At 69.6% G+C, this 23,876-nt stretch carries 29 protein-coding genes; 8 read left to right on the top strand and 21 right to left on the bottom strand.

Translation table 11 applies throughout. From position 1 onward, the window contains the following. Window positions 1-4 precede the first annotated feature (4 nt). The 5 genes from HDA40_RS12470 to HDA40_RS12450 all read right to left on the bottom strand — a co-directional run bounded on the left by HDA40_RS12470 (window position 5) and on the right by HDA40_RS12450 (window position 3,916). A complete protein-coding gene (locus tag HDA40_RS12470) occupies window positions 5-286 on the bottom strand; it encodes an SHOCT domain-containing protein (RefSeq protein WP_253755190.1) in 282 nt (93 codons plus the stop codon). 50 nt (window positions 287-336) lie between these two features. After that, window positions 337-765 carry a DUF6325 family protein gene (locus tag HDA40_RS12465; RefSeq protein WP_253755188.1) on the bottom strand — a complete coding sequence of 143 codons (429 nt, stop codon included), beginning with the start codon at window positions 763-765 and terminating at the stop codon, window positions 337-339. 37 nt (window positions 766-802) lie between these two features. Continuing rightward, a complete protein-coding gene (locus HDA40_RS12460; RefSeq protein WP_253755186.1) occupies window positions 803-1,066 on the bottom strand; it encodes a hypothetical protein in 264 nt (87 codons plus the stop codon). Then, complete coding sequence (locus tag HDA40_RS12455) at window positions 1,063-1,278, bottom strand: DUF8691 family protein (protein ID WP_253755184.1); 216 nt, start codon at window positions 1,276-1,278, stop codon at window positions 1,063-1,065. The genes HDA40_RS12460 and HDA40_RS12455 overlap by 4 nt, the downstream gene beginning before the upstream one ends. 85 nt (window positions 1,279-1,363) lie before the next feature. Then, window positions 1,364-3,916: a winged helix-turn-helix domain-containing protein gene (locus HDA40_RS12450; RefSeq protein WP_253755182.1), complete on the bottom strand. Its 2,553-nt coding sequence runs from the start codon at window positions 3,914-3,916 to the stop codon at window positions 1,364-1,366. A gap of 480 nt (window positions 3,917-4,396) precedes the next feature. Here HDA40_RS12450 and HDA40_RS12445 point away from each other — a divergent pair, with 480 nt between their 5' ends. Both HDA40_RS12445 and HDA40_RS12440 read left to right on the top strand, forming a co-directional pair. Next, complete coding sequence (locus HDA40_RS12445) at window positions 4,397-4,987, top strand: carboxymuconolactone decarboxylase family protein (RefSeq protein ID WP_253755179.1); 591 nt, start codon at window positions 4,397-4,399, stop codon at window positions 4,985-4,987. 97 nt (window positions 4,988-5,084) lie between these two features. After that, window positions 5,085-5,243 carry a GNAT family N-acetyltransferase gene (locus tag HDA40_RS12440; RefSeq protein WP_253755177.1) on the top strand — a complete coding sequence of 53 codons (159 nt, stop codon included), beginning with the start codon at window positions 5,085-5,087 and terminating at the stop codon, window positions 5,241-5,243. Between the two features lie 38 nt (window positions 5,244-5,281). Here the strand turns inward: HDA40_RS12440 and HDA40_RS12435 are convergent, their stop codons facing one another. Further along, entirely contained in the window at window positions 5,282-5,800 is a 519-nt protein-coding gene (locus HDA40_RS12435) for a hypothetical protein (RefSeq protein ID WP_253755175.1), read from the bottom strand. A 127-nt stretch (window positions 5,801-5,927) separates the two neighbouring features. Then, window positions 5,928-6,758: an alpha/beta fold hydrolase gene (locus HDA40_RS12430; protein WP_253755173.1), complete on the bottom strand. Its 831-nt coding sequence runs from the start codon at window positions 6,756-6,758 to the stop codon at window positions 5,928-5,930. Window positions 6,759-6,930: 172 nt separating this feature from the next. On the opposite strand from HDA40_RS12430, the gene HDA40_RS12425 reads away from it, so the two are divergent. Beyond that, window positions 6,931-7,137 (top strand): RNA-binding S4 domain-containing protein, encoded by a 207-nt coding sequence (locus HDA40_RS12425; RefSeq protein WP_253755171.1) that lies wholly within the window; start codon window positions 6,931-6,933, stop codon window positions 7,135-7,137. A 4-nt stretch (window positions 7,138-7,141) separates the two neighbouring features. Here the strand turns inward: HDA40_RS12425 and HDA40_RS12420 are convergent, their stop codons facing one another. Continuing rightward, entirely contained in the window at window positions 7,142-8,365 is a 1,224-nt protein-coding gene (locus HDA40_RS12420; protein ID WP_253755169.1) for an MFS transporter, read from the bottom strand. Window positions 8,366-8,607: 242 nt separating this feature from the next. Here HDA40_RS12420 and HDA40_RS12415 point away from each other — a divergent pair, with 242 nt between their 5' ends. Further along, window positions 8,608-10,080 (top strand): multicopper oxidase family protein, encoded by a 1,473-nt coding sequence (locus HDA40_RS12415; RefSeq protein ID WP_253755167.1) that lies wholly within the window; start codon window positions 8,608-8,610, stop codon window positions 10,078-10,080. A gap of 57 nt (window positions 10,081-10,137) precedes the next feature. On the opposite strand, the gene HDA40_RS12410 is transcribed toward HDA40_RS12415, so the two are convergent. Together HDA40_RS12410 and HDA40_RS12405 are read right to left on the bottom strand one after the other, a co-directional pair. Further along, window positions 10,138-11,646 (bottom strand): family 43 glycosylhydrolase, encoded by a 1,509-nt coding sequence (locus HDA40_RS12410; protein ID WP_253755165.1) that lies wholly within the window; start codon window positions 11,644-11,646, stop codon window positions 10,138-10,140. A gap of 217 nt (window positions 11,647-11,863) precedes the next feature. Next, window positions 11,864-12,121 (bottom strand): helix-turn-helix domain-containing protein, encoded by a 258-nt coding sequence (locus HDA40_RS12405; RefSeq protein WP_253755163.1) that lies wholly within the window; start codon window positions 12,119-12,121, stop codon window positions 11,864-11,866. Window positions 12,122-12,427: 306 nt separating this feature from the next. On the opposite strand from HDA40_RS12405, the gene HDA40_RS12400 reads away from it, so the two are divergent. Next, entirely contained in the window at window positions 12,428-12,670 is a 243-nt protein-coding gene (locus HDA40_RS12400; protein WP_253755161.1) for a hypothetical protein, read from the top strand. A gap of 2 nt (window positions 12,671-12,672) precedes the next feature. On the opposite strand, the gene HDA40_RS12395 is transcribed toward HDA40_RS12400, so the two are convergent. After that, entirely contained in the window at window positions 12,673-14,139 is a 1,467-nt protein-coding gene (locus HDA40_RS12395; RefSeq protein WP_253755159.1) for a DHA2 family efflux MFS transporter permease subunit, read from the bottom strand. Further along, window positions 14,136-14,702, bottom strand: coding sequence for an NADPH-dependent FMN reductase (locus HDA40_RS12390; RefSeq protein WP_253755157.1), 567 nt, complete (start codon window positions 14,700-14,702; stop codon window positions 14,136-14,138). The genes HDA40_RS12395 and HDA40_RS12390 overlap by 4 nt, the downstream gene beginning before the upstream one ends. 76 nt (window positions 14,703-14,778) lie before the next feature. On the opposite strand from HDA40_RS12390, the gene HDA40_RS12385 reads away from it, so the two are divergent. Further along, window positions 14,779-15,423: a TetR/AcrR family transcriptional regulator gene (locus HDA40_RS12385; RefSeq protein ID WP_253755155.1), complete on the top strand. Its 645-nt coding sequence runs from the start codon at window positions 14,779-14,781 to the stop codon at window positions 15,421-15,423. A gap of 92 nt (window positions 15,424-15,515) precedes the next feature. Here HDA40_RS12385 and HDA40_RS12380 read toward each other — a convergent pair whose 3' ends face one another. The 7 genes from HDA40_RS12380 to HDA40_RS12350 all read right to left on the bottom strand — a co-directional run bounded on the left by HDA40_RS12380 (window position 15,516) and on the right by HDA40_RS12350 (window position 20,911). Continuing rightward, complete coding sequence (locus HDA40_RS12380; protein ID WP_253755153.1) at window positions 15,516-15,944, bottom strand: hypothetical protein; 429 nt, start codon at window positions 15,942-15,944, stop codon at window positions 15,516-15,518. A gap of 99 nt (window positions 15,945-16,043) precedes the next feature. Continuing rightward, on the bottom strand, window positions 16,044-16,445 hold the full coding sequence (locus HDA40_RS12375) for a hypothetical protein (RefSeq protein WP_253755151.1): 402 nt from the start codon (window positions 16,443-16,445) through the stop codon (window positions 16,044-16,046). A gap of 288 nt (window positions 16,446-16,733) precedes the next feature. After that, window positions 16,734-17,168: a hypothetical protein gene (locus HDA40_RS12370; protein WP_253755150.1), complete on the bottom strand. Its 435-nt coding sequence runs from the start codon at window positions 17,166-17,168 to the stop codon at window positions 16,734-16,736. Window positions 17,169-17,329: 161 nt separating this feature from the next. Continuing rightward, window positions 17,330-17,668 (bottom strand): hypothetical protein, encoded by a 339-nt coding sequence (locus HDA40_RS12365; protein ID WP_253755148.1) that lies wholly within the window; start codon window positions 17,666-17,668, stop codon window positions 17,330-17,332. 93 nt (window positions 17,669-17,761) lie between these two features. Continuing rightward, window positions 17,762-18,460, bottom strand: coding sequence for a LuxR C-terminal-related transcriptional regulator (locus tag HDA40_RS12360; protein ID WP_253755146.1), 699 nt, complete (start codon window positions 18,458-18,460; stop codon window positions 17,762-17,764). After that, window positions 18,448-19,632, bottom strand: a complete 1,185-nt coding sequence (locus HDA40_RS12355) for a sensor histidine kinase (RefSeq protein ID WP_253755144.1) — start codon at window positions 19,630-19,632, stop codon at window positions 18,448-18,450. Before HDA40_RS12355 ends, HDA40_RS12360 begins: the two co-directional genes overlap by 13 nt. A 58-nt stretch (window positions 19,633-19,690) precedes the next feature. Further along, window positions 19,691-20,911, bottom strand: coding sequence for a cellulose-binding domain-containing protein (locus tag HDA40_RS12350; RefSeq protein WP_253755142.1), 1,221 nt, complete (start codon window positions 20,909-20,911; stop codon window positions 19,691-19,693). A gap of 343 nt (window positions 20,912-21,254) precedes the next feature. On the opposite strand from HDA40_RS12350, the gene HDA40_RS12345 reads away from it, so the two are divergent. Then, complete coding sequence (locus tag HDA40_RS12345) at window positions 21,255-21,479, top strand: hypothetical protein (protein ID WP_253755140.1); 225 nt, start codon at window positions 21,255-21,257, stop codon at window positions 21,477-21,479. A gap of 77 nt (window positions 21,480-21,556) precedes the next feature. On the opposite strand, the gene HDA40_RS12340 is transcribed toward HDA40_RS12345, so the two are convergent. Then, a complete protein-coding gene (locus tag HDA40_RS12340) occupies window positions 21,557-22,627 on the bottom strand; it encodes a polysaccharide deacetylase family protein (protein ID WP_253755138.1) in 1,071 nt (356 codons plus the stop codon). Between the two features lie 243 nt (window positions 22,628-22,870). Here HDA40_RS12340 and HDA40_RS12335 point away from each other — a divergent pair, with 243 nt between their 5' ends. Beyond that, entirely contained in the window at window positions 22,871-23,443 is a 573-nt protein-coding gene (locus HDA40_RS12335) for a DinB family protein (RefSeq protein WP_253755136.1), read from the top strand. Here the strand turns inward: HDA40_RS12335 and HDA40_RS12330 are convergent. After that, window positions 23,438-23,824: a ribosomal maturation YjgA family protein gene (locus tag HDA40_RS12330; protein WP_253755133.1), complete on the bottom strand. Its 387-nt coding sequence runs from the start codon at window positions 23,822-23,824 to the stop codon at window positions 23,438-23,440. The two genes, HDA40_RS12335 and HDA40_RS12330, sit on opposite strands and share 6 nt — an antisense overlap. Window positions 23,825-23,876: the final 52 nt, after the last annotated feature.

Below are 23,876 nucleotides of genomic sequence, written 5' to 3'. Positions count from 1 at the left end.
CACGTCAGCTCGCCAGGATCCGCTGCTTCTGCTGCTCGAACTCGGCGTCGGTGAGCACGCCCTGGGCTTTCAGATCGCCCAGCGTCTTGAGCTGATCCAGCTTGTCGGCCGAGGCCGGCGGCGGCGCCTGCTGCTGCGTCGCGGCTTCCTGCTGGGCGTACTGGTATTGCTGCTGTTGGTCCTGCGCGGCCCAGCGGCCGGCCTGGCGGCGGGACACGCGGTTGGACACGGCGGTTGCCGTGCCGGCGACCACTGCGGTGCGCGCGACTCCTCGAAGCAGTCCCATGATGTTCCTCTCGGCGTTTCGGATCGGCGTTTCGGATCGGCTCGGATCGGTCAGGCGCTGGATTCGGCCGCGGCGAGCAGGGCTTGGATCTGGATTCGGCCGGACGCGACCATCTGTGCGCCACCGCGACGCCAGGCCATGGCCAGCGGCGCGGCCCAGGTGTTCTCGTAGACCATGATTCCGGCGGAGTTGCCGGGCTCGATGACGTCGGCGGCCTCGCGCAGTTCGTCGTCGCCGAGCAGGCCCGAGGACGCGCCTTCGAACACCGCGAACTCCGCCGCGCCTTCGGCGTCGAGGTCTTCGATCTTCAGCGCGCTGATCGTGCCGTCCGCGTCCTTGCGGATGAAGGCCAGGTCGAGGATGCGGATGACACCGCGTTCGACGAGGTCCAGCAGCAGCGGTACGCCTTCGCCGGTCATCCGGTTTCCGGGGAACTCGATCACGAGGTAGTCGACCGGTCCCATGGTCTCGACATCCATGTCTGTCTCCTTCGATGAGGCGATGCGCGGCTGTGATTCACCCTCGGCTATCGGCGGAGGACGAATCATCACCCGCATCGGGTGGGATTCGTCTGGTTCGGGAGTGCCGATGGAAGCGGACGGTTCGCGCGGCGTGGTCGGCCTGATCCAGCCGGCCCAGCAGTCGCCACAGCGCGGCGGTGTCGGCGGCGGTCACCCGCAGGACCGTGACCAGCCGGAGATCGGCGACCGGGGTGCCGGAGATCGCCTCGCGGAGCAGCGGCCCCACCCGGCCCGACACGGTGACCTCGACGGCGTTCATAGGCTCGCGTCGTCGGTGGTGCGTACCTCGACCAGGTCCAGCCCGAGCGCCTGCAACTGGTCGAGCAGGCCGTACAGCGCGGCCTGGTCGAGGTCGGGACCGTAGAGCACGGTCCGGACCTCCGGCGGCCCGATCGTCAGCCCGGGAAGCTCGACCAGAAGGCGATCGTCGACGGAGCCGCTCACGTGGATCTCGTAGCAACGGTTCGGCATGGCGCACCCCCCTCGACACCAGCCTGGGCGTGCGGAGACCACCGCGCCTCACCCGGCGGGGGTACTTCCGGCAGGTGGTCGAAGGTCAGAGAAGATGCAGCTCGCGGGCTCGGTTGACGGCCTCGCGGCGGTTGCTGACGGCCAGCTTTCGATAGACCGCCTTCAAATGCGACTTGACCGTGTTGACCGAGACGAACATGCACTCGCCGATCTCGGTGTTGCCGCGCATCGTCGGCAGGTAGCGCAGCACGGTCAGCTCGCGTTCGGTGAGCGCCTCCAGCAGCGCCGGGGCGGCGGCGCCGCCGTCGACGGCCATCTCGATCCGCCGGGACCTGGCCGGCGTACGCAGGAATGGCAGACGCAGTCGTTCGGGCGCGGCCAAGTCCATGGCGTGCCGGCGGGCGTCCTCGGCAGCCGCCTCGTCGTGCCGGCGGTCCTGCACGGCCGCCTGAACAAGCCAGGCCTCGACGGCGGCGACCGACGTCGGCTCCTCCGCCAGGATCGGCTGCAGGAGCTGCTCGGCCTGCTTGGTGCGGCCCAGGCCCAGCTCCGCCTGCGCGAGCCGGATCAGTTCCGCGGGCAGCAGATCGCCGTCGCCGACGCGGTCGCGCAACTGCTCCGCGACCGTCGCGTAGTCGGCTCCGGCCAGCCGGGCGTCGGCGTCCACCAGGTCGATCCAGTGCCGCAGCAACGGCGTACCCGCTTGGGTCTCCTCGGCCTCGGCCCGCACTTGGGCGACCGTCGCGGCCGCCTTCGCCGGGGCGTCGTGGGCCAGCAGCAACTCCGCCGCGGTCAGGCGTACCGCCAGATGAGCCCGACGGTCCACCATGGACTCGTCGGCGGCCAGTCCCAGCACCACATGACGGGCGGCCTGGTCGAAGTCCGCCTGTTGCAGGCTGACCTGGGCCAACGCGAGGTGAGCGGTGGCGGTGTCGCCGACCTCCCGCAGCGCCGACTCCGCTCGATGCCGGGCCGACGCCAGCGCGCCGTTGCGGGCGTCGAGTACCGCGAGGTGGCTCAGGCACTGAGTCCGGAGACCTTCGAGCCGCTGGTGCTCCGCGTTGTCCGCGGCGGCCCGCAGGTGCCATTCCGACTCCGCCGTCTGCCCGGTCCACATCAGCTCCACCCCGAGGTGGGTTTCGGCGACCGGCTGGTAGCGCGCCGCCGCCGGGCTGAGGGCCAGTGCGCCTTCGCGGAGGCGGCGGACCACGTTCCGGACCTCGTCCAGGTCGCCCGCGCCGCCGGTCCGCAGCACCGACGAGGTCATCCCGAGCAGGTTCAAGGCCGTCTGACCGGCCTCGGCGACGTCCGTGGGCAGCCCGGCCAGATGCCGGCCCGTCTCGTCGACGTCCGCGCTCAGCGAAGCGCCATCCCGCTCGTACGCGTGTCGTGCGGCGGCGTGCAGCGCGTCGACCAGCGGATCGCCACCACGCCCGGCGGTCTCCCGGAGGGCGGTCATGGCGGTGTCGCCCTGTCCGGCCAGGATCTCCGGGATCGTCATGGTCAGCAGGACCCGGACGCTCACCTCGGGATCCCGGGACAGCAGCGCGTGCCGGGTCGCCTCGGCCACGTCACCGCCGGCCGCGTACCAGGCGGCCGCCCGGCCGTGCTGCCGGTCCCGCAGCGCACCGTCCTCCAACGACAGTTGGTGGTAGAGCATCTCCCGCAACAGCGGGTGGTACGCGTACTCCCGGCCGTCCCGCGTCGCCCGGATCATCAGCTCGTCCTCGCGGGCCAGCCGGGCCAGGAGCGCATCGGCGGTGCCGCCCCCGAGCGACTCCGCCAGGGACACCGTGAGACGTTCGGCCACACTGGTACGCAGCAGGAAGCGGCGTACCGGTTCAGGGACGTGGCTGAGCACCTCGCCCGTCAAGTACTCCATGACGGTGCGTTCGTCGCCGGTGAACCGCGTGATCCCTTGGTCGACCGCGTCGGGTTCCAGCGACATCGCCGCCAGCCGCAGCCCGACCGCCCAGCCGTCGGTGCGGTCGAGCAGCGCGCGTACCTGCGGATCGGACAGCGTGAGGTCGTACTCCGCGAACAGCCGGGTGACCTCGCCCGCATCGAAGGCCAGGTCGCGGGCGCGTACCTCGGCCAGCTCGCCGCGGATGCGCAACCGGTGCAGCCGCATCGCGGGATCGGACCGGCTGACCAGCACGACCTGAAGGTCCGGCGGCGCATGCTCGATCAAGTCGCGCAACTGTTCCAGTACGCCGACGTCCCGCAGGTAGTGCAGGTCGTCGACGACCAGGATCGTCGGCGCGCCGATCATCGTGATGGTGCGCCGTAGCCGATCGAGTTCGGCCTTGCCGGCCCGGGTCACGGGCGGTTGCCCGGCGGAGTTGGCGAGGTCGCCGCCGACCGTGCTGGGGGAGACGACCGCGCTCAGCAACGCATGCCGGGTCTGCCACCAGAAATGGGCCGGCGACGCGTCCCGGGTGACGCTGACCCAGGCGATGCGTTCGCCGAACGCCCGGCGCTTGCACCACTCCGCCACGGCGGTCGTCTTGCCGCTGCCCGCCCCGGCCGTCACCAGCAGCACGCGAGTGTGCCGCAGCCGCGTCGACAGCAGGTCCCGCACCCGGGGCCGATCGATGGGGGACGGCGATTCGGGGATGTGCGACGTCCACCCGTCCATCGCAGTTCACCCCCGGTTTTCGCGTTCACTTCGAACCCGTCGGACCCCGTGACCCGGCTGAAGTCAGAATAGGTCCGGCCCGAGCCGCCGCGGGCGGGTTCAGCAGCAGTTCAATGGCTTGCCGGATTACGCGGTCGGGACTTCTGCCCCCGAACGGGACGACTGGGCACGAGCCGCCGGGGCGTGCAGCGTATGCGTCGTGGCGGCCGCCGACAGGGGGAGTGTGCCGGCGCCGGAGGACCTGAGAGGTCCGGCGCCGGCGGGGACGTGAAGTGCTGTCCCGGCCCACCCCGATGCGGGCCGGATGCGTCGCTGACCGCGTCCGCGTCCCAGAGACACGGTCGGGCCCGGCCATCGCGATCACCGCGCGAATCCATGACGAACCAATGACAATCAGCGTCACCCACTGGTACGCGCACAGCACTGACGCCATTCCGCCAGTCATGCCCACACTGGAACCCGCGTGTGCACAATGACGGCATGTTCATCCAGACGACGCCCGAGCAGGCCGCGACCGGCGCCACCGCCGAGTACTACGAGCAGCAACGTTCCTCTTGGGGATTCCTGCCCAACTACACCGGCGCGTTCAGTCAGCGCCCGGACGTCGCCCAGGCCTGGAACACGCTCAACCTGGCCATCCGTGGGGGAATGGACCGCCGGCGCTTCGAGATCGCCACCATCGCGGCGGCCCGCGCGCTGCGGTCGACCTATTGCACGGTCGCGCATTCGAAGATGCTCCGCGACATCTGCGGTGACGAAGCGTCGTTGCACCGGATCGCCGAGTCGCCGGACGGCGAGACCCTCGGCGAGCAGGACCGGGCTGTATACCGGTTCGCCACGAAGGTCGCGAGGGACGCCGCCTCGGTGTCTCAGGACGACGTCGACGAACTGCACGCGGCCGGGCTCTCCGACGGCGACATCGCCGACATCGTGTACGCCGCCGCCGCGCGCAGCTTCTTCACCCGCGTCCTCGATGGACTCGGCGCGCAGCTCGACGTGGAGATCGCGGCGGAGTTCGACCCCGACCTGTACGCCACCATGGTGGTCGGCCGCGAAGCCGCCAAGGAGTAGCCGCCGACGATCCGGGCTATGGCTGGGTCGCCGCCGACATTCCGGAGCTGACGCTCGGCGTGGCCGCGGCCCATCGGACCGGGGTCTCGGCCGGCTGATGCTGCGTGAACTGGTCCGGGTCGCGCGGGAGGCGGGAATCGAGCAGCTGTCGCTGTCGGTCGAGCCGGACAACAACGCCCACGGCCTCTACCTGAGCGAGGGCTTCGAGGTCGTCGGCAGGTACGGCGGAGCGGAAACCCTCAGCCGCCGTACCTGACCTCCGACGTCGGTCGCGCGATCAGCAGTGCCGCGCGATCAGCAGAGCGGGGCGACCGGGACGGTCGTGGTGCTCGGCAGCCCGTTCGGCGGTGTGCTCTGGAACGCCAGCCGCATGTCGGTGTAGAAGTCGTGGCCGCACAGCTGCTGTGGGGCGCTGAGGGTCACGGTGACCGGGATCGTCACGCTCTTGCCGGTGGCGCAGTTCGGGTCGCACAGGTTGACGGTCGCGCTGCCCGTGCCGGAAGCGCTGTCGGACCAACTGGTCCAGGTCATGTCGGACAGCTTCAGCGAGGAGTCCTGCGAGATGGGGGCGGTCTGCGGCGTCACCGCGGCGGAGGCCGCGTTCTTGCCGTTCGCGGCGAGGTAGACCGAGCTGTCGCCGGTGGGGGCGACGGAGGTGCCGCTGGTGGCCGATGCCGACATGGCCGACTGGATCAGAACGGCGGCGACGACCGTCGCGACCGCGATGGATCCGGCGAAGAGCTTCCGGCTCATGAGCACTCCCTCGACGTAGGTGCAGGCCAAGTTGACTACGGCGAGTGTTCCAGCGGTCACGCGACGTCGTCTACTTTTTCTTTTCGCACCTTTTGCGTGATTTCGGCATGCTCATGACCGGTTGCAGCAATGCCGGTTCCGGATACCGACGATGACACCGGACTAAACGGGTTAAATCGGAATTTTCTTAACTCGCCAGTAGCCAAGTGAGCGTGTCCCGGGTCGCGGCGAAATGTCCCGCGTGCGAGCCCTCGGCGTCGGTCACGAGGGTGGCGCCGGGGATGCGGTCGGCCAGCCATCGGCTGTGCGCCGCCGGAACGAGTTCGTCCAGCTCGCCGTGCCACAGGTGGGCGGGCACCCGCACCGATCGCGGGCTGAACCCCCAGGGCAGGCCGTACAGCGCGAACACGTCGTCCACCCAGCCGGACACGCCGGGCGCGAGCGCCTCGGCCATCGCCGGCTGGACCATCGCGGCGATCTCCGGCCGGCCCAGCACCGCGAGGTCGCGCTCCGGCAGCGGCAGCGGGCTCTCCGCGGCCTGGGTCAACCGCACCGTCAGCTCGTCGCGGCCACGCCGCGCCGCGACGGAACTCCCCTGATTGCCCTCGGTCATCCCGGCGGTCCATTCCAGACCGTCCGCGTCGCACGGCGCCAGGCTCGCGAGAGTCGCCACCCGCGAGATGCGATGCGGGTACGCCGCGGCAGCGGCCAGGGCATGCGGCCCGCCGCCGGAGACCCCGAAGACCGCGAAGCGCGACAGCCCGAGCGCGTCGGCGAGCGTGACCACGTCCTCCGCGGCGTCGGCGACGATCCGGCCCGGCTGTGGCGTCGAGCGGCCGAACCCGGGCCGGTCATAGGTGATCAGCCGAATGCCGAGGTCGATGAACATCTGGTCGTCGGGGTGCCGGGCGAGCCGGCTCATCGGGGTGCCGTGCAGATACACCACGGGCACGCCGCTGGGCACGCCGTACTCCTCGACGGCGAGGACCCGGCCGTCGGAGGTGATCACCGAATGCATGGTCGCGAAGCTACCTGGTGCCGGCCCGTCCCGGCGGGAGGGCCCCGTCCGCCGGCAGCGAACGCGGGTCGCCCGGCCATGGCCAGGCGCACGTACGCGCGGCGACGTGGTGTGATCGACATTGCCGCGAGTCGCCTGGGCGCGCCCCGGCCGCAGGGCCGAGAATGCAGGGATGAGAGACGTTCCGATCCGCGACGACATGATTCGGCTGGGCCAGTTCCTCAAGCTGGCCGGTGTCATCGAATCGGGCGGTGAGGCCAAGACCGCCATCGGCGCGGGCGAGGTCACGGTCAACGGCGAGGAGGAGTTGCGGCGCGGCCGGCAGTTGCACCGCGGTGACGTCGTCGACATCGACGGGGAACAGCTCCGGGTGGCCTGACCGGCTAGGCGTACACCGGACTGTGCCGTTCGGTCCAGCGCACGACAGCCGGCATGGACAGCCCGACCAGGACGAAGACGCCGCCGAGCAGTAGCCAGCCCGGCGCACCCCAAGTGAGGCAGAGCACCGCGACGACCGTCGGCGCGACCACGTTCACCAGCCCGCTGCCGAGGCTGGCGACGCCGGTGTACTGGCCTTGGGCGTACGCCGGGACGAGGCTGAACCGCAGCTCCATCGAGCCCGCCGCCTGCCACAGCTCGCCGATGGTGTGCACGGCGACCCCGGCGACGACGAGCACGGCGGCCACCCAGCCCGGTTGGCCCGTGGCGGCGGCCATCAACGCCATCCCGGCCAGGAACGCCAGCCCAGCCCGGCGGAACGCCCGGCCGCCCGGCGCGCTGCCGTCGACGTTGCGGCCGGCGCGTACCTGGAACACGACGACCAGCACCGTATTGAGCAGCATCGCCGCCCCGACCAGCCAGCGTGGCGCCGAGGTATGCCCGACGATCCACAGGGGCAGGCCGAAGACCAGGACCCGACCCTGGATCGACATGATCGCGTCGAGGACGGTGAAGGCCAGGTACCCCCGGTCGCGCAGGGCCAGCCACCGCCGGGCCGCCGGAGGCGCTTCGACCGGGGCGACCGACGGCAGCCGTACGGTGATGGCGGCGCTCACGACGAAGCTGGCCGCGTTGCCCACCACCACCGCCACGTACGCCGTCCGTGTGTCGAGCTGCACCGCGAACCCGGCGGCCACCGCACCCAACGCGCCGGCGAGGTTGGCCACCGATCGCAGGTACGCCCGGAACCGGGGCAGCTCGGCGTCGCCGAAGCGGCGTACCAGTGGGGCCCGCGCGGAGACGCTGGCGATGCGCGCGAGTTCCCCGACGCACAGTGCCACCAGGAAGACGGCGAAGGACCGAGCCGCGACCAGGGCCGCCATCGCCGTGGCCTGCACGCACAGCGTGACGAGATAGACCTCCCGCGGACCGCGACGATCGGCGAGGTGCCCGACCGGAATGCCCGCGGTCATCCCGATGATCGCCGCGATGCCCAGCGCGACGGCGACCTGCGCGACCGACAGGCCGACAACGCGTGTGGCGAACAAGGCGGAGCTGACCATGAACATGCCGCTGCCGAGCATGTTGACGAAGGAGGAAAGCGCGATGACGCGCTGCGGCCCGGCCTCGGGAAGCACAGCTCGGAGAAGACGCGGCAAGATCGGCACGCGGAGGAGGCTAACGGCCCGCCCCACCGCCAGGGAGTCGGTTCGTCGCCCGATACCGCCAGGCGGCCCTGGCTGCTAACTTACTTGTACGCGATCATCCCGCCGCCGCAGTCGCCGCGCCGGATGCCGCAGTCGGCTGCGGCGACGCTCACCCCTTAAGTGGTTTCGTCGGCAGTTCTTGGGTGGTTCCTGGGTGGACTCCCGCATGGTTCCCAGCCGGCTCCGATGAAACGATTTCGATCATGCAACGCCGACGGTTCCTCCTGGCCGCAGCCCTTCCCGCCCTCGCCGCCGCCTGCGGCACCGACCAGGATGGCGGCGGCTCGTCGGTGCCGCCGGAGAAGCTGACGTTCAACAACCGGTTGCGCATCCCGCCGCTGGCCCAGCCGAAGGTCCAGCCCGATGGGATCAAGCGGTTCGACCTGACGATGCGCAGCGGGCAGACCGAGATCCTGCCGGGCAAGCAGACGCCGACCTGGGGGTTCAACTCCGGCTTCCTCGGCCCGACGATCCGCGCCGCGCGAGGGGACACGGTGCAGCTGGCGGTCGCCAACACCCTCGGCGAGGCCAGCACGGTGCACTGGCACGGCATGCGGCTGCCGGCTCGGATGGACGGCGGGCCGCACCAGCCGGTCGAGCCGGGCGCCACCTGGAGTCCTCGATGGACGATCGACCAGCCCGCCGCGACGTCCTGGTATCACCCGCATCCGCACGGCTCCACCGCGATGCACGTCTACCGTGGACTGGCCGGGCTGTTCCTCCTCGACGAGCCCGGCGGCCCTGACCTCCCGCATGCGTACGGGGTGACCGACGTGCCGCTGATCCTGCAGGACAAGCGGTTCGCCGCCGACGGCTCGTTCACCGGCGACCCGCTCAAGGGCACCTTCGGCATCCTGGGCGACCACGTCCTGGTCAACGGCACCTACAACCCGTTCTTCGAGGTCAAGGCGCAGCGGATTCGGCTGCGTGTGCTCAACGGCTCGAACGCCCGCCGATACCACCTCCGGTTCGCCGACGGCCGCAGGTTCCACGTCGTGGCCACCGACGCGGGTCTGGTCAACGCGCCGGTCGAAGTCGACACGGTGTCACTGACCCCCGGCGAACGGATCGAGATCGTCGTCGGATTCGCACCCGGCGAGCAGGTGGTGCTCACCTCGGTCGGCGGCAAAGCCGACATCGACGAGGGAGACCTCGACCTGATCAAGTTCGTCGCCGCGGCGAAGCTGGCCGCCATGCCGGATCTGCCGGCCCGGCTCGCCGATCGGCACATCGACGTCCCGGCCGGGGCACGCGTACGCCACTTCAAACTCAACGGCCACGACGCGATCAACGGCGAGTCGATGGACATGACCCGCATCGACGAGATCGTGCCCGCCGGCGCGCAGGAGATCTGGGAGATCGAGAACAACGTGTACGCCCACAACTTCCACATTCACGAAGTGGCGTTCCGGGTGCTCGACGTCGACGGCAAGCCGCCGCTGGCGTACGCGGCCGGCCCGAAGGACACCGTCTACGTGCCCGGTAAGACCACCGTCCGGCTGGCCGTCCAGTTCGGCGAGCACACCGACCCCGGTTGGCCGTACATGTACCACTGTCACATCCTGCGGCACGAGGACTCCGGCATGATGGGCCAGTTCGTCATCGTCAAGCCCGGCACCGAGCAGTTCGTCTCGCGTACGCTGCCCGGCGCCGAGCACGCGGGCCACCTGCGCTGACGGCCTCTGCCGTGGACACCGCCGGGCGGGACCAGCCGATCCCGCCCGGCCGCGTGGTCAGTACACGAACGGCCAGCCGGCCGAGTCGTAGCCGATGAGGTTGATGCCGAGGTACGACGCGCCGCTGTCGGCGTAGTAGTGGTAGAAGAGCGCTTCGGCGTCGACGTCGGTGATGACCGCCTGATGGCCGGGGCCGTGGATCGAACCGTGCCCGGCCAGGACCTGCGTACCGCCGCCGGAGGTCATCGCGGTGCCTGCCCGGTCGGTGAACGGCCCGGTGACCGAGGTCGACCGGCCGACCATGACGCGGTAGGTGCTCGCCGCGCCCTGGCAGCACAGGTCGAACGAGACCCACAGGTAGTAGTAGCCGCCGTGCTTGAAGATGAACGGCGCTTCGACGGCCCCGCTCGCGGTGGTACGCGTGGCCAACGCTCGTACGGCGGTGTCGCTCGTGGAGCGTTTGCCGGTGGCGGCGTCGAGCCGGATCATCTTGATCCCGCTCCAGAACGAGCCGAAGGTCAACCACCACTGACCGGCGTCGTCGACGACGAGGTTCGGGTCGATCGCGTTGTAGTTCACGGCGGTGCTGCTCTCGATGATCAGACCCTGGTTGGTCCAGGAGCCTTGCAGGCCGGTGGGGCTGGTGGCCAGGAAGATCGCCGAGTGCTGCGACCCGAACGTGGACGCGGCGTAATAGAGGAAGAACTGGCCGTTGCGGTACGAGATGTCCGGGGCCCACAGGTTCGCGCTGCCACCGGTGTACGCCGTCGTCCAGGACGCGCCGTTGGGCCACACGACACCGGCGTTCGACCACGCGGTGCGGTCCGTGGAGGTCTTGAGCGACAGGTTGTTCGCGGTGGCGGCGAGGACGTAGGTCCCGTTCGGCCCCTTCGCCACGCTGGGGTCGTGCGCGCCGGTGCTGCCGGTGACCGTCCCCGGGTTCGGGTACGCGGCGGGCGGGGTGGTCGGCGTACCGGAGATCGTCGGGCTGGCGGTGGGGGTCGGGGTGCTGAGCTTGGTCAGCAGGAACTGCTGGTTGGCGCCGCCGTTGTCGGCCCACTGCACGACGGTGGCGCCGTCGGCGGTGGATCGCCCGGATACGTCGAGGGCTTTGCCGCTGTTGCGGTTGAGCAGCTTGACGTAGCCGCTGTCGGTGTCGATGACAGACCACTGCTGGTTGGTGCCGTTCAGGTCGCTCCACTGGATGACGGCTGCGCCGTCTGCGGTGGACCGGTTGGACACGTCGACCACTTTGCCGCTGTGCCGGGCGCGCAGCCGGAAGAAGCCGCCGCCGGAGTCGACGAACTGGAACTGCTGGCTGGTGCTGGCTGAGCTGACGGTCTGCTGGACGAGGCCGGCTCCGTCGGCCGTCGACGAACCGGCGACGTCCATCGCCTTGCCGCTGTGCCGCGCCGTCAGGCGGTACCAGGCCGAAGTGTCGATGCTCGCCGCCTGCGCGGGCTGGCGTACGGCGACGGTCATCGCGGCGACGGCTGCGGCGCTGGCCAGGACGGCCACGACGGCGCGGAACCGCCAGCGTGGTGAGGGTGCGGAGAGAACGATCATGGTGCCTCCAGCCTTGTCGGGAGCGGGTGGGGGACCGCGGCGTCCCCGAATGGCCACGCTCGGAGGGAGGGTGTCGCGAAAGGCTGCGGCAGCAATGTTCGCGCTAACATTGATGCCTGTCAAGACCTACGGAGACGCCAGGGCGGCCCGAAGTGATCTTCGGGCCGCCCTCTGCGCTGGTCAGCGCCTCAGCCAGGCTGTATTGCGTAGCCGCCGGTCAGTGGGGCTTGTCGACGATGTCCATGATGTCCCGGCGCTCGGGACCGAGTAGTCCGCACGCGTTCAGCCAGGCGTAGACGAGCTGGCGTGGGCTCAGTCGGTCGCCGTTCTCGATGGTCTCCACGTCGGCCGCGGTGATGCCGATCCGGCTCGCCAGCTCGTCTGCGGACAGCTGGGCTTGCTCTCGCTGCTGACGCAGCCGAGTGGCAAGTTGACGCGCGGCCGCGTCGTCGGCTCGTAGGTGAGCGTCCGCCATGTCTGTTCGTCTCCTCCGCTGCGGTGCCGGTGCGGTCTAGGACGCCTGTTCGGCGAGAGTGGCTCGACCTGTATGGATGACCAGGTCACGATCTGACGATATCGTTCACCGCTCAAATATCCCGGAAAACCGCTGGACCGGTGCCGTCGCGCGTCATTACCGTGCTCTCCAGGTCATCCGTCTAGCCGAGGACACGCCGTTGTACTCCCTGTGAGAACCCTCCAGAGCTGATTCGTCGCGCGTCGCGTCAAGTACGCCGCCGCGCTCCTTCCTGCTGCGGACTTCTCACCGATTGGGTGTATATCTGTGCTCACCACCTGGGTGGTCGTACCCACCCGTCTGTCTGTCGTGCTTCCCGCCCCCGCTCCGCTCACCGTCCTTGAGCAGCTGACCGCCCGGCTCCACGCCACCCGGTCGGCCGGACCGGCCGCTCGGCGCGGCTGCCGGGGCGCCTGCCGGGCGACCCCAGGCTCGGCCCGCGAGCTGCCGCAGTCGCGTCGTCGTCGGCTCGGCCAGTGCTTCGCACCGGGACGCCGGCGCATCGGCTGACGTCAACCACGCGATGACCGGCCGTGGACGCCCTCGGGCAGCCGGGTGGCGTCCACGCCGGAACTCGTCGCCGGCCGGGAGCGTTCGGCGACGGTCAGCCAGGCCGCGGTGGCCAGGCCGAGCGCCGAGGCGGCGGTGAGCCACCAGAACGTCTGCCGGAACGCGGCGTCGACGCCGCCGGGCAGCCGGGTGGCCAGGAGGACGGCGAAGACGGCTCCGCCCAGCGCCCCGCCCACCCGCTGCGCGATGTTCACCTGGGTGGTGGCATCGGGCAACTGAGCGGTGGTGACCGCCTTGAACGCCGCGATCGACGCCGGGCCGACGGCGAACGCGATACCCACGCCGCGCAGGAACAGCAGACCGAGGACGGCCGGCGTGGGCAGTTCCGTGCCCGCCAGCGCGAACGGAACCGTGGAAGCAGCCGTGCCGAGCCCGCCGACCAGGCTGACCAGCCCGCCGCCGATCCGGTCCAGCAATCGGCCGCTGATCGGCAGCGCCACCGCGGTGCCGAGGCCGAGCGGAATCAGCGCCACTCCGGTCTCGAGGACGCCCGCGCCCCGGCCGATCTGGAAGTACAGCGGGAAGAGCAGCGTCGCGCCGAACATGGCGGCACCCATGACCGCACCGGTCGCGGTGGCTGCCGCGTACGCCCGATTGGCGAACAGGCGAAGATCCAACACCGGCCGGACGGTGCGTCGTGCGTACCAGATGAATGTCAGCAGGAGCAGCCCGCCGAGCGTGACCGGGCCACCGGCGCCGAGGCTCGCGAGGCTGCCCTGCTCGCCCCAGGCGGTGAGCCCGTAGACGAGCAGCGGCACGCCGGCGCTGACCAGCAGCAGGCCGGGCCAGTCGAGCCGGCCCGGATGCGCGTCGGGCCGGTCGCGCGGCACGAACCGCCAGCCGAGGTAGAGCGCGATCCCGCCGAGCGGGAGATTGACCAGGAACAACCACGGCCATGATCCGTTGTGGATGATCAGGCCGCCGGCGACCGGGCCGAGCGCGGGACCGAGGCTGACGGCGATGCCGAGGGTGGCCATGACCCGGCCGAGCCGCTGGGGGCCGACCGCCTGGCCGAGGATCGTCTGCCCGGCCGGCAGCAGCAACCCGGCGCTGAGTCCCTGCAACACGCGAGCCGCGACCAGCCACCACACGCCGTCGGCGAGCGCGCACAGCGCGGACGTGCCGGTGAACGCGGCCAGCGCGGCGAACCACACCCGCCCGACGCCGAGCCGCCGCCCGAGCCAGCCGCTGGCCGGCAGGGACAGGCCGAGCGCGATCAGGTACGCGCTCGCGACCCACTGGGCGTCGCTGAGATCGGCGCCCAGATCGGCGGCGATGCTGTCGAGCCCGACATTGACGACCGAGGTGTCGAGCTGGCTCATGAAGGCGGCGAACGCGATCACCAGCGCCAGCCGCCAGACCGGCCATCGGATCGCCTCGTCCCGGCGCGTCGGCACGGTGGTCGTCATCGCCGGACCGTCCGCAGCGCGTGGCTCCAGGTGGTGAGCTGGTCGAGCATCATGTCCAGCTGGCCGGACCGATACGGCAAGGGCTGGAACGCGTCGCCGTCGAAGTCGCCGCCCAGGGTCAGCGCGACCTGCGCCCGCACATCGGCGACCTGCAGCTCGCCCATGACCACCCGCAGGTGCTCGACCGCCCGGGTGCCGGCCGCGTCCATGCCGTAGCTGACGAACCCGGCGGACTTGTTGTGCCACTCGGCGTACAGGAAGTCGATCGCGTTCTTCAGCGGCCCGGGGATGGAGCGGTTGTACTCCGGGGTCACGAAGACGTACCCGTCGAAGGCGGCGATCGTGTCCGCCCACGCCTGGGTGTGCGGATGCGCGTAACGCCCGTACGCCGCAGGCAGCGGCTCGTCGAGCACCGGCAGCTGGTAAGCCGCGATGTCGACGACCTCCGCCTCGACACCCGGCCGCCGCGCGGCGTGGCGCTGGACCCACCGCCCGACGGCATCGGCCCGGCGACCAGGCCGCACACTGCCCAGGATGACCGCGAGTTTGAGAGCCTCGCTCATTGGACCGCCTCCCACTGAGGTAAAGTAAAGCGTGTACGGCAGAAATTAGCGCGGCCCGGCCGCCGAAGGGGAGATCATGTCGGAGACGTCACAACCGCCCACCCGTGGGCGGCCGGCCAAACGCGACGCGATCGTCGAGGCGGCACGCGCGGTCTTCGGCCGCGACGGGTACGCCCGCACCACCACCGACACCATCGCGCGGGAAGCCGGCGTCTCCACACGTACGCTCTACAAGCACTTCCCGAGCAAGGAAGCGCTGTTCTCCAGCGTGCTGGCGATGAGCGCCGTCCGGGTCGCCGACGCGTTCTCGGCCTATCTGGACGACGGCCTGCGGGACGCAGCCGGGCCGGAGGAGCAGCTCTTCGTGATCGGCCACGCGCTCGTCGCGCACGGGCTGGACTTTCCCGACCACTTCGCACTCGTCCAGCAGATCAACGCCGAACGGCGGCATTTCCCGGCCGAGATGCTCGACGGCTGGCTACAGGCCGGCCCGTTGCGCGTACGCGCCGAGGTGGTCGAGCGTCTTCGCGTACTGGTCGAGGAGGGCGTGCTGCGATCCGGTGACCTGGAACGGATGGCGTTGCACTTCACGGCGCTGACCACGTTCGAAAGCACCACGCTGTTCCGCGAGGGGCGTACGCCCACCCGCGAGGAGCTGGCCGAGATGGTCGCCGCGGGCGTCCGGACCTTCCTGTACGGCTACCGCACGACCGAGGATTGACAGCCCATCGTAGAGAGACGGTGATGCCGCGCTGGAAAGGTTTCCAGCGCGGCACCGTCCGCACCCGTTGGACGGGTTGAGCGAGCCTGGGGTCAGGCGTTGATGCCCTTCCAGTCCGTGCAGTTGCTCAGCTCGCCGTCGATGTATCGACAGGCCCGGAAGCTGATGAGGCTGCCCTCGTGGTAGTCCTTGTTGCAGGTTCCCCAATGTCCAGCCGTCAGCCGGTTGATGCAGATGCCCTGGCGGTAGAACTCGCCGTTGTAGTGGTTCTGCCAGTAGATGACGGCGGGATAGCCGTCGGACTCCATGTCCTTGACGAACAAGATGTCGCCGTCCTTGCGGAAACACGCCTGGGCATAGGTGTTCAGCATGCACCCGTCCGTCACCGGGTCCATCCCGTACGACTGCGCCTCGTTCCACTCGGTCGGCGGGGGAACGACGGCCGAGGCAGGCCCCGCAACGGCCATGACCGCCGTAAGCGCGCCAACCACGACGATGGCGATACGTTTCGCAATATTCATCGCCGTAGCATGCCAGATCCTGATCTTTCCGGCCATCCCTAGATCAACAGCGAAATCCTGAACGTGGTGCGCAGTCCGCGCACCACCCGCGGTCACCGATCAGGACCAGCCCCGTGCGCTGGCGCAGTCCCAGACCTTGCCCGTGCTGGCCTCGTAGTCGCACACCGCGAGCTCGACCAGAACCTCGTCGGTGACCATGTTGTACGCCACGCTGACGCAACTCCCGTCGTTCTGCGAGTCGCCGATCCACTCGATCAGGCGGCCGGTGTTCTCGTTGTACAGATACGCGCGCACCGAGTGGCCGTCCGTGTCGATGTCGCAGACGGTGATCTGCTCGGCGCCCGTCCATCCGGCGACATCCGCGTCGAAGTAGGCCTTGCCGTTGGCGCCCTGCGTGTACATCCAGCCGATGTTCGTGCTCGCGTGCGCCGGCGCGGCCGTGCCGGCCACCACCAGAACCGTCGCCGCTACGCCCAAGGCCCACCTGCGGGTCCATTTCATCATTGCGATCCTCCAAAACGGACGGACATGCCGGATCCACTGTGGCTCCGGCGTTCGGCCGCTATTCGACCACAGAAGCGGACTTCCGTGGCATCGGAGGCACAACGCGTTCCGAGCGCGTCCATCTACATCGGATGCTGTGAGGACGCCGCCCGCCCGGCCATGAACCGAGGCGTACCAGCCCGCATTCGTAGGAGAAGATGACGACCCGCACGCGTCGGTCGAGCCGACCCGATGGATGTCGACTGATCCACCGGACCTGCCGGCCCAGATCGACCACTGCGACGGCTAGGAGATGAGGCTCAGCTCCGCCTGGTTGCCGCGGAGCTGAGCCTCGGAGACCGGGTGCCGCCAGTGGCCGACCTCGAGCAGATAGACGCCCCGCCTGCCGGGAATGCCGTCGATCAGGAACTCCTGACGGCAGCCTTGGTCGACGCCCACCGGACCGGACACGATCTTGCCGACCGCGAGCTGAGCACCGTCGGCGCTGAGGACCGTCACCGCCGTGCCGACGGAGAGCCGCTGGCCTTCGGCCTCGTCACACCGTCCGCTGAGCGTCCAACCGCCACCGGTGAACGTCTCGACAGGCGGGGCGTCTGCGACGGTCGAACTGCGAGCGACCCATCCGATCAGCCCGGCCACCGCCGCGACCGCGACGAACGCACTCGCCAATGCGATCAGCTTCCACCGTCGGACCTCGTCTGGCCTCGCCCCCGTCGTCATACGCGGCACGCTACCGTTCGGCGTCCACTCCGGGGTCCGCGTAGCTGCCGGGCCTTCTCCGGCGAGGATCCTCGGCGAGATCGGCCTGGAAGACAGTCGAGGCGGGTCGCCGGGATCGTGCCCGGCGGCCCGCCTCGAAGGTGCGCTGGATCGATGAACGATCAGCCGCGCTTGGCGATGTACGAGGACCGGTAGAAGCCGCCGGCCGCGCCGGTCAGGCAAGCGGTCATGGAGTAGTCGCCGGGGCGTACCCACTCGCCGTAGTAGTAGAAGTCGGGGCCGCCGTTGTATCCGTTGCTGCAACGGATGACGATGCGGAACTCTCCGGTGCCGGATGTGCAGTGGGCCGCCCGGCCATACGCGGGCAGGATGGGGTGGGCGATGATCGAGCAGTTGGTGGGCGACGCGGCGGCCGGGGAAATCGGCGCGACCATGAAGGCGACGCCGGCCATTGCCAGCGCCAGAGCCGCCGACCGTGCCTTCTTGACGAGCACACTCATCTGATCCTCCTGGGGATGTGCCGGGCCAGATCTCGAAAAGGGACGATAATCAGTCGGTCCCGGTGAGGTGAGTCGGCAGAACTGCCTAGTCGATCAGGCTGTGAGCGGGCCTTGCTCCTCGGTGCGCGCCGGTGGGTTGCTGCCCGGCCCGGGTAGCCGCTCGCGCCCCAGCCCGTCCTCGCGGATCCGTTCGCCGTACTGGCCGCGATGCCGGATGGGGCGGCCCGCCTCGGCGTACTTCTGCTTCGCTCGCTCCAGGTGGGTCCGTACCGTGCCGGCCGCGATGCCCAGCCGCCGGGCCACCGCGTCCACGGTCATCCCGCGCCCGTACGCCACCAGCACTTCATGCTCACGTGGAGTCAATTCGGGCCGATCCGGCCGGTCGTCGCGCCCCAGCCAGAAGGCATGTTCCGTGGTCAACGGCGAGTCTCCGCGAGCCACCGCGCGGACGACGTCGGCCAGGTTGGTGAGATTGCTGGTCTTGGCGACGTACGCCACCGCACCGGCCTCGGTCGTCGCCAGGATGTACGACAGATCGGGCACCACCGTGATCACGATGACGGTGAATCCCGCGTGGACCAGCGCCGCCACGTTGTCGACGGGGTCGGTGAAGTCCTCGAGGTTGAGGTCCAGCAACACGATCCGCGCGGTGACGGTCTGACTCAAGAAGTCGGCCACCGACGGCGCGGTCGCCACCAGCCGGATGTCGGGCACTCCCGCGATCCAGGTCGCCATGCCCTCCAGGAGCATCTGGTCGTTGTCGATGGCGGCGATCTCGATCACGGGCTCCATGACACCTCCACCACGGCCCCGTCACCGGGGCCGGACGAGACCGACACGGTGCCGCCGATCTCGATGACCCGATGCCGCAGTTCCCGGACCAGACCTCGGCCGGGCGGCGTCAGGGCCGGGTCGAACCCGACGCCCCGATCGACGACCACGATGCGTACGCCGCCGTCCTCACCGACCGCGGTCAGCCACGCCTCGTCGGCTTCAGCGTGCAGGGCGACGTTGTTCAGCGCCTCGCGTACCGCGCTGAGCAGCCCGGCCGCGACCGGTGGCGGTAGCTCGGTCGGCAGGGCATGGAACTGCGAGTGCACCCGCAGCCCGAGCGCCTGCTTGTCGCGGACCACCCCGGCCAGCGAGGCGAGGAAGTCACCCGGCCCGCCGTCGCCCTGGCCGCTGATCATGCCGCGCAGGAAATCCGCGTCGCGGGCGCACAGCTCTCGGACATCCTCGGCACGGTGGTCCAAGCCGCCTCGGGCGATCTTGCTCAGCGTGCTGAGCACGGTGTGGTGCAACGCGTCGAACTGCCGGATCCGTTCGTCGTAGCGGGCGGTGGCGGTGGCCTCCCGGGCCCGCGCCTCGATCGCCTCGGCGGTCGCCGCGTCCAGTCGGCGGGCCGATTCCCGCAACAGGCGCGCGCACAGCCAGCCGAGCACGCCGAAGCCCAGCATGAAGAACACATTGACGCCCACTGTGCCGAGGGTGTTCGGCGCGGCTGCGGTCCGCGCCAGGTGTTCCTGGATGCCCAGCACGTACGCCCCGACGACCGTAGCGGCGCCCACCGCCGCGACGCCGGCCTGGACGAAGATCGTGGCCAGGATGATGGAGCCCATCGCTGACGGCACCACCCACAGCTGCCATCCGCTCACGCACGAGGTGACGCACAGCTGTGGCACCGTGACCAGCCACATCGCGGCGAGGATGAGGTCGGCCAGCACCCACGGCAGCGCAACGCGACGGCTGCGCAGCGTGGCGGTGAACAGGGCCGCCGACCACAACACCGCGGACAGATGGCTGGCCACGATCAACCACTGGACCCGGAAGTCATCCAGCCCCCCGGACAACAACACCGGCAGGCCCACCGCGAGCTGAACCGCGCGTAGTGCTGCGGAGGCCTGGATGAGCAGCAGCTCCGCGCGGGCCCGGGCGCCCTCGGGAATCGTGGCCGGCTGTCGCACCCGTTAAAGCTCGCATGTGGAGGGCCATTCGGAAAGTACGCAGAACGGCCGACCGGGGTCAGCAGCCGATCCGGCTCGCGCCCAGGGCCACCTCGTCGAACCACAAGGTGTCGGAGCCCGTTCCGTAGCTCTCCCAGCCGAGGCGGAAGTCGGTCAGACTCGGCCGCCAGCCGGTCCGGTTGAGCCACTGCTGATCGATGTCATGCGTCGGTACGCCGTCCTCGTGCAACCCGGCGACCTCGGTCCCGTTGAGCCAGGTCTGCATCGTCCCGTCAGAGCCGCTGACCTTGAACTCGACGCAGTTCCACGAGTTCACCGGCAGCACCGAGGACAACGCGACGCCGGCCGGGCTCTGCTCGGGCAGGGTGGCGTCGTCGGACTGGCGATTCCATTGCAGCGCACCGTTCTGGCCGCCCATCCGCAGATCGCGGTTGCCGTCGGCGGAGTCCTTCAACGCCACGAACGTCACGTGCGCGGCCGGGAGCGCGGTGGTGTGACGCACGTAGAAGCGGGCGTACCACACCGAGCCGGTCAGCGTCGCCGTCGACTTGACGAAGACGTGATTGCAGTAGCCTTCGGTTCCGCTGATCTTCAGCGACTTGCCCCCGCGGTACGCCGTCGTCGTGTCGACCGTTGCGGTGCCGGTTCCCTGGCAATCCGGGTAACTCAACGCCCATGCTCCGCTGGGCGTACCAGTGGATTGCGTCTCGAAGCCCTCGCACAGCGTGAGTGTTCCGCAGCCGCTTGAGCCGGGCGATCCTGATGGTGACCCGGACGGCGAGACGGAGGGCGAGGTCGAGGCGGAGACGGAGGGTGACGGTGACACGGACGCTGAGGCCGACGGGCTGACTGAGGGTTCCGTGCCGCAGAGAGTGCCGTTGAGCAGGAGCGGCGTGGGCGTGGGATCGGCGGTGGCCCAGGTGCCCTGGACGCCGAACTCGACCGTGGCGCCGGGGTTGAGGTCGCCGTTGTACGCGAGATTGGTGGCGCTCACCGCTGTCCCGGACTGGGTGACGGTCGCTCCCCACGACGAGGTGATCTTCTGATCGCCGCCGTACGCCCAGGTCACCGTCCAGCCGTGGAGGGCGGTGCTGCCGGCGGTGATGTCGATGTAGCCGACGAAGCCGCCCGGCCATTCGTTGACGCGGTACGTGACCTGGCACGCCGTCGCGGCGCTCGCCTCGGGCGCGGTCGCGACGACCGTGCCGGCCAGGACGGTCGCGGTGAGGACGGCGGCGGCGAGCGCGCCGAGGGCACGCGATGATCGGGTGACCCGCATGGGCTTGATCCTTTCGGCCGGTCGCCGCGCTATTCGGCTGCGGCGGCTTCGATGGCAGGTGGGACAGCGTCGTCGGGCACCACAGTGGACCCTACTTGACGATGAACGTCGATGTCTTAGTGTCTCGGTGGGTGGACTGCCGCGTGCTTTCGGGAAAGGCTGTGTCGTGACTCACGGCAGCGAGCCGTAACGCAGTGTCATCGGATTTGCGAGGTTGCCGACCTCGCGATGGTTTACATCCCGGTAATGCCGGATTCGTGTTATAGGCCGGATAGGCGATGTTCCACGGGGTGTGATCGACGCGACCATGGAACAGGTGACGAGCACACGGAGGGATGAAGCGATGGTCGACCTGAACCTGGACACCATGTGTGAGGCGCTGTTCGCCTCGCACGTGCAAGCTTCCGACCGCCCCGACTCGGAGCAGGTCTCCGCGGCGATCACCGGAGCGCTGGAACTGCTCGGCCCGCAGGACTGCGCCGGGCGGGTGGCCCAGGAATTCGGCGACCACCCGGAAGCGGCCGCCGCCCGGATGCGCTGGGTACGCCAGACCGTGGCGACCGTCTGAACAGGCTTACGCCGATCACCCCCCTCAGCTGGTACGCCGCGACCTCCTCGGTCCGGCGTACCAGCTGAGTTTTCGGGTCAGCTGCAGGCGACGCCGTTGAGCGCGAAGCCGGTAGGCGCTCCGGTGTTGCCGGTGTGGTTGGCCTGATAGCCGATACCCACCGACCCGCCGGCGGCGATGATCGAGTTGTAGCCCGCGTTGGTCGCGGTCACCGCGCCGCTCGCCGGGCTGTAGGTGGCGTTCCAGCCCGAGGTGATGGTCTGTCCACCGGGGAGGGTGAAGGTCAGTCGCCAGTTGGTGACCGCCGAGCCGCTCGTATTGGTGATGGTGAGGTTGTTGGTCAGGCCGGTGTTCCAGGCGCTGATCTGCGACGTCACCCGGCATCCACCGCCCGTGGGCGGCGGGGTCGACGGCTGCGCCGAAGGCGACTGCGAGGCGGGCGGCTGGGTGCCGTCCGGGGCGACTGCCCGGCCGGTCGTCGGCGAGATCATGCCGGCGCACAGGTTGCGGCTGGCCAAGCCGGCCGCGATCTGCGGAATGGCCGCGACCGTGTTGGCCGGCCAGTCGTGCATGAGGATGATCTGCCCGTTGGTCAGCCGGGCGTTGGCCGCCACGATCGACGCGACGCTCGCGTTGTTCCAGTCCTGCGAGTCGACATCCCAAATGATCTCGGTGAGGCCGTACTGCGCCTCGACGGACTTCAGCGCGCTGCTGGTCTCGCCGTACGGCGGCCGGAACAGTTTCGGCGCGGCACCGGTGATCTGCTGGATCGCCGACTGCGTGTTACCGATCTGGGTGGCCATCTGGGCCGTGCTGAGCTGCGTCATGTGCGGGTGATCCCAGCTGTGGTTGGCGATCCACATGCCGGCGTTCTTGGTCGCCTGTACCAGCGACGGATTGGCCTGCACGTTCTTGCCCTCGTCGAAGAACGTGGCCCGCAGGCCGTTCGACGTGAGCGCGTTGAGCAGGTTCTGGGTGTTGCCGGCGGTCGGGCCGTCGTCGAACGTCAGCCCGACATACCCGTTGCACGTAGCCGCCTGGGACGGGGTGGCGACGAGCGTGACGGCGGCTACGGCGCCGGCGGCGGCTGCCGCGACCGCGGCGGCGATGGCGAGGATTCTGCGGGCCGGGCGAGGTGTGGAAACCATGGCCTCTCCTTGCGTGGCGGCCACCGGGTGGAGACCGGTGGCCACGGCATTGGACGGAATGGGAGCCTCATTGAAACATCGCCATCTTTGTTTCCGCAAGTTTTCGGAGTTCGACCCGGCCTTCCTGGGGACTGCGACCGCACTTCGGGCACGTCAGCACGGAGAATGGGCAACCGAAACTTCCGGAGCCTCCCGGTCTGGTGGGACAGTTGGCCGCACCCATTGGTGGCAGACTTGGCGGCCATGATCGACGACTTCGCCAAGGCGTACCTCCACCATCAGCTGCGCACCGTGCGCGAAGTGCTGGTGTGGAAGCTCGACGGGCTCTCCGAGTACGACGCCCGCCGTCCCCTGACCGCCACCGGGACCAACCTCCTCGGGCTGGTCAAGCATCGGGCGTACTCGGACGCGCGGTACTTCGGGGAAGTCTTCGGCCGACCGTTCCCCGGTCCGGTGCCACGCTGGAACGAAGCCGGCGCCTGGGAGAACGAGCATTGGGCCGCCACCGACGAGACGCGGGCCGACATTCTGACGCTCCACCAAGCCGTCTGCGAACACGTCGACACGACGATCGACGCCCTGCCCATCGACGCACCGGGTCACGTGCCGTGGTGGCCGAGTCCCGACGTGAAGCTGTTCACCATCATGCTCCACAGCCTCACCGACACCACCCGGCACGCCGGGCACGCCGACATCCTGCGCGAACAGCTGGACGGGCGCACCGGGACGACCGCCGAATACGAGCAGCCGATCGACGTCGGGGTTCGGGAGGCGTACTGGGCGAAGGTCAGCCAAGCCGCCGCCGCATGGTCATGAACTCCGCGTACGCAAGAACCAGTGCAGAGCCACCAACGGAACGACGCCGACGGGATACCAGGCGACATCGACGATGTCGAACTGCGTACCGAGCAGGAGCTGAGCGATCACACTGCGCTCCGACAAAGCCGCCGGAATCCCAGTGAGCTGCGAGAACTCCACAAACCAGCAGTACGCCGTCGCGATCCCGCCAGCCACCAGCGGCGAGATCGGCGGCCGGACGAACACCACGATGGTGTAGACGATCGAACCGGACAGAGCCGCACCCGAATACTGCCCGATCTGGCCATCGGTGACGGCGCGGATGCCGAACGCCGCCGCGGCGAAGACAGCGGCCGACGCGACCATCAGCAGGCGTACCGACCGTGAAGCGAAAGGCATCGGCAGACTCTATCGTGATGATCGTTCGGCCGGGCATCACCTGGAGGTCGGC

Origin of the sequence: Hamadaea flava (assembly GCF_024172085.1) — a bacterium.
GTDB classification, from domain to species: domain Bacteria; phylum Actinomycetota; class Actinomycetes; order Mycobacteriales; family Micromonosporaceae; genus Hamadaea; species Hamadaea flava.
This window is presented reverse-complemented; position numbering and strand designations above follow the sequence as displayed.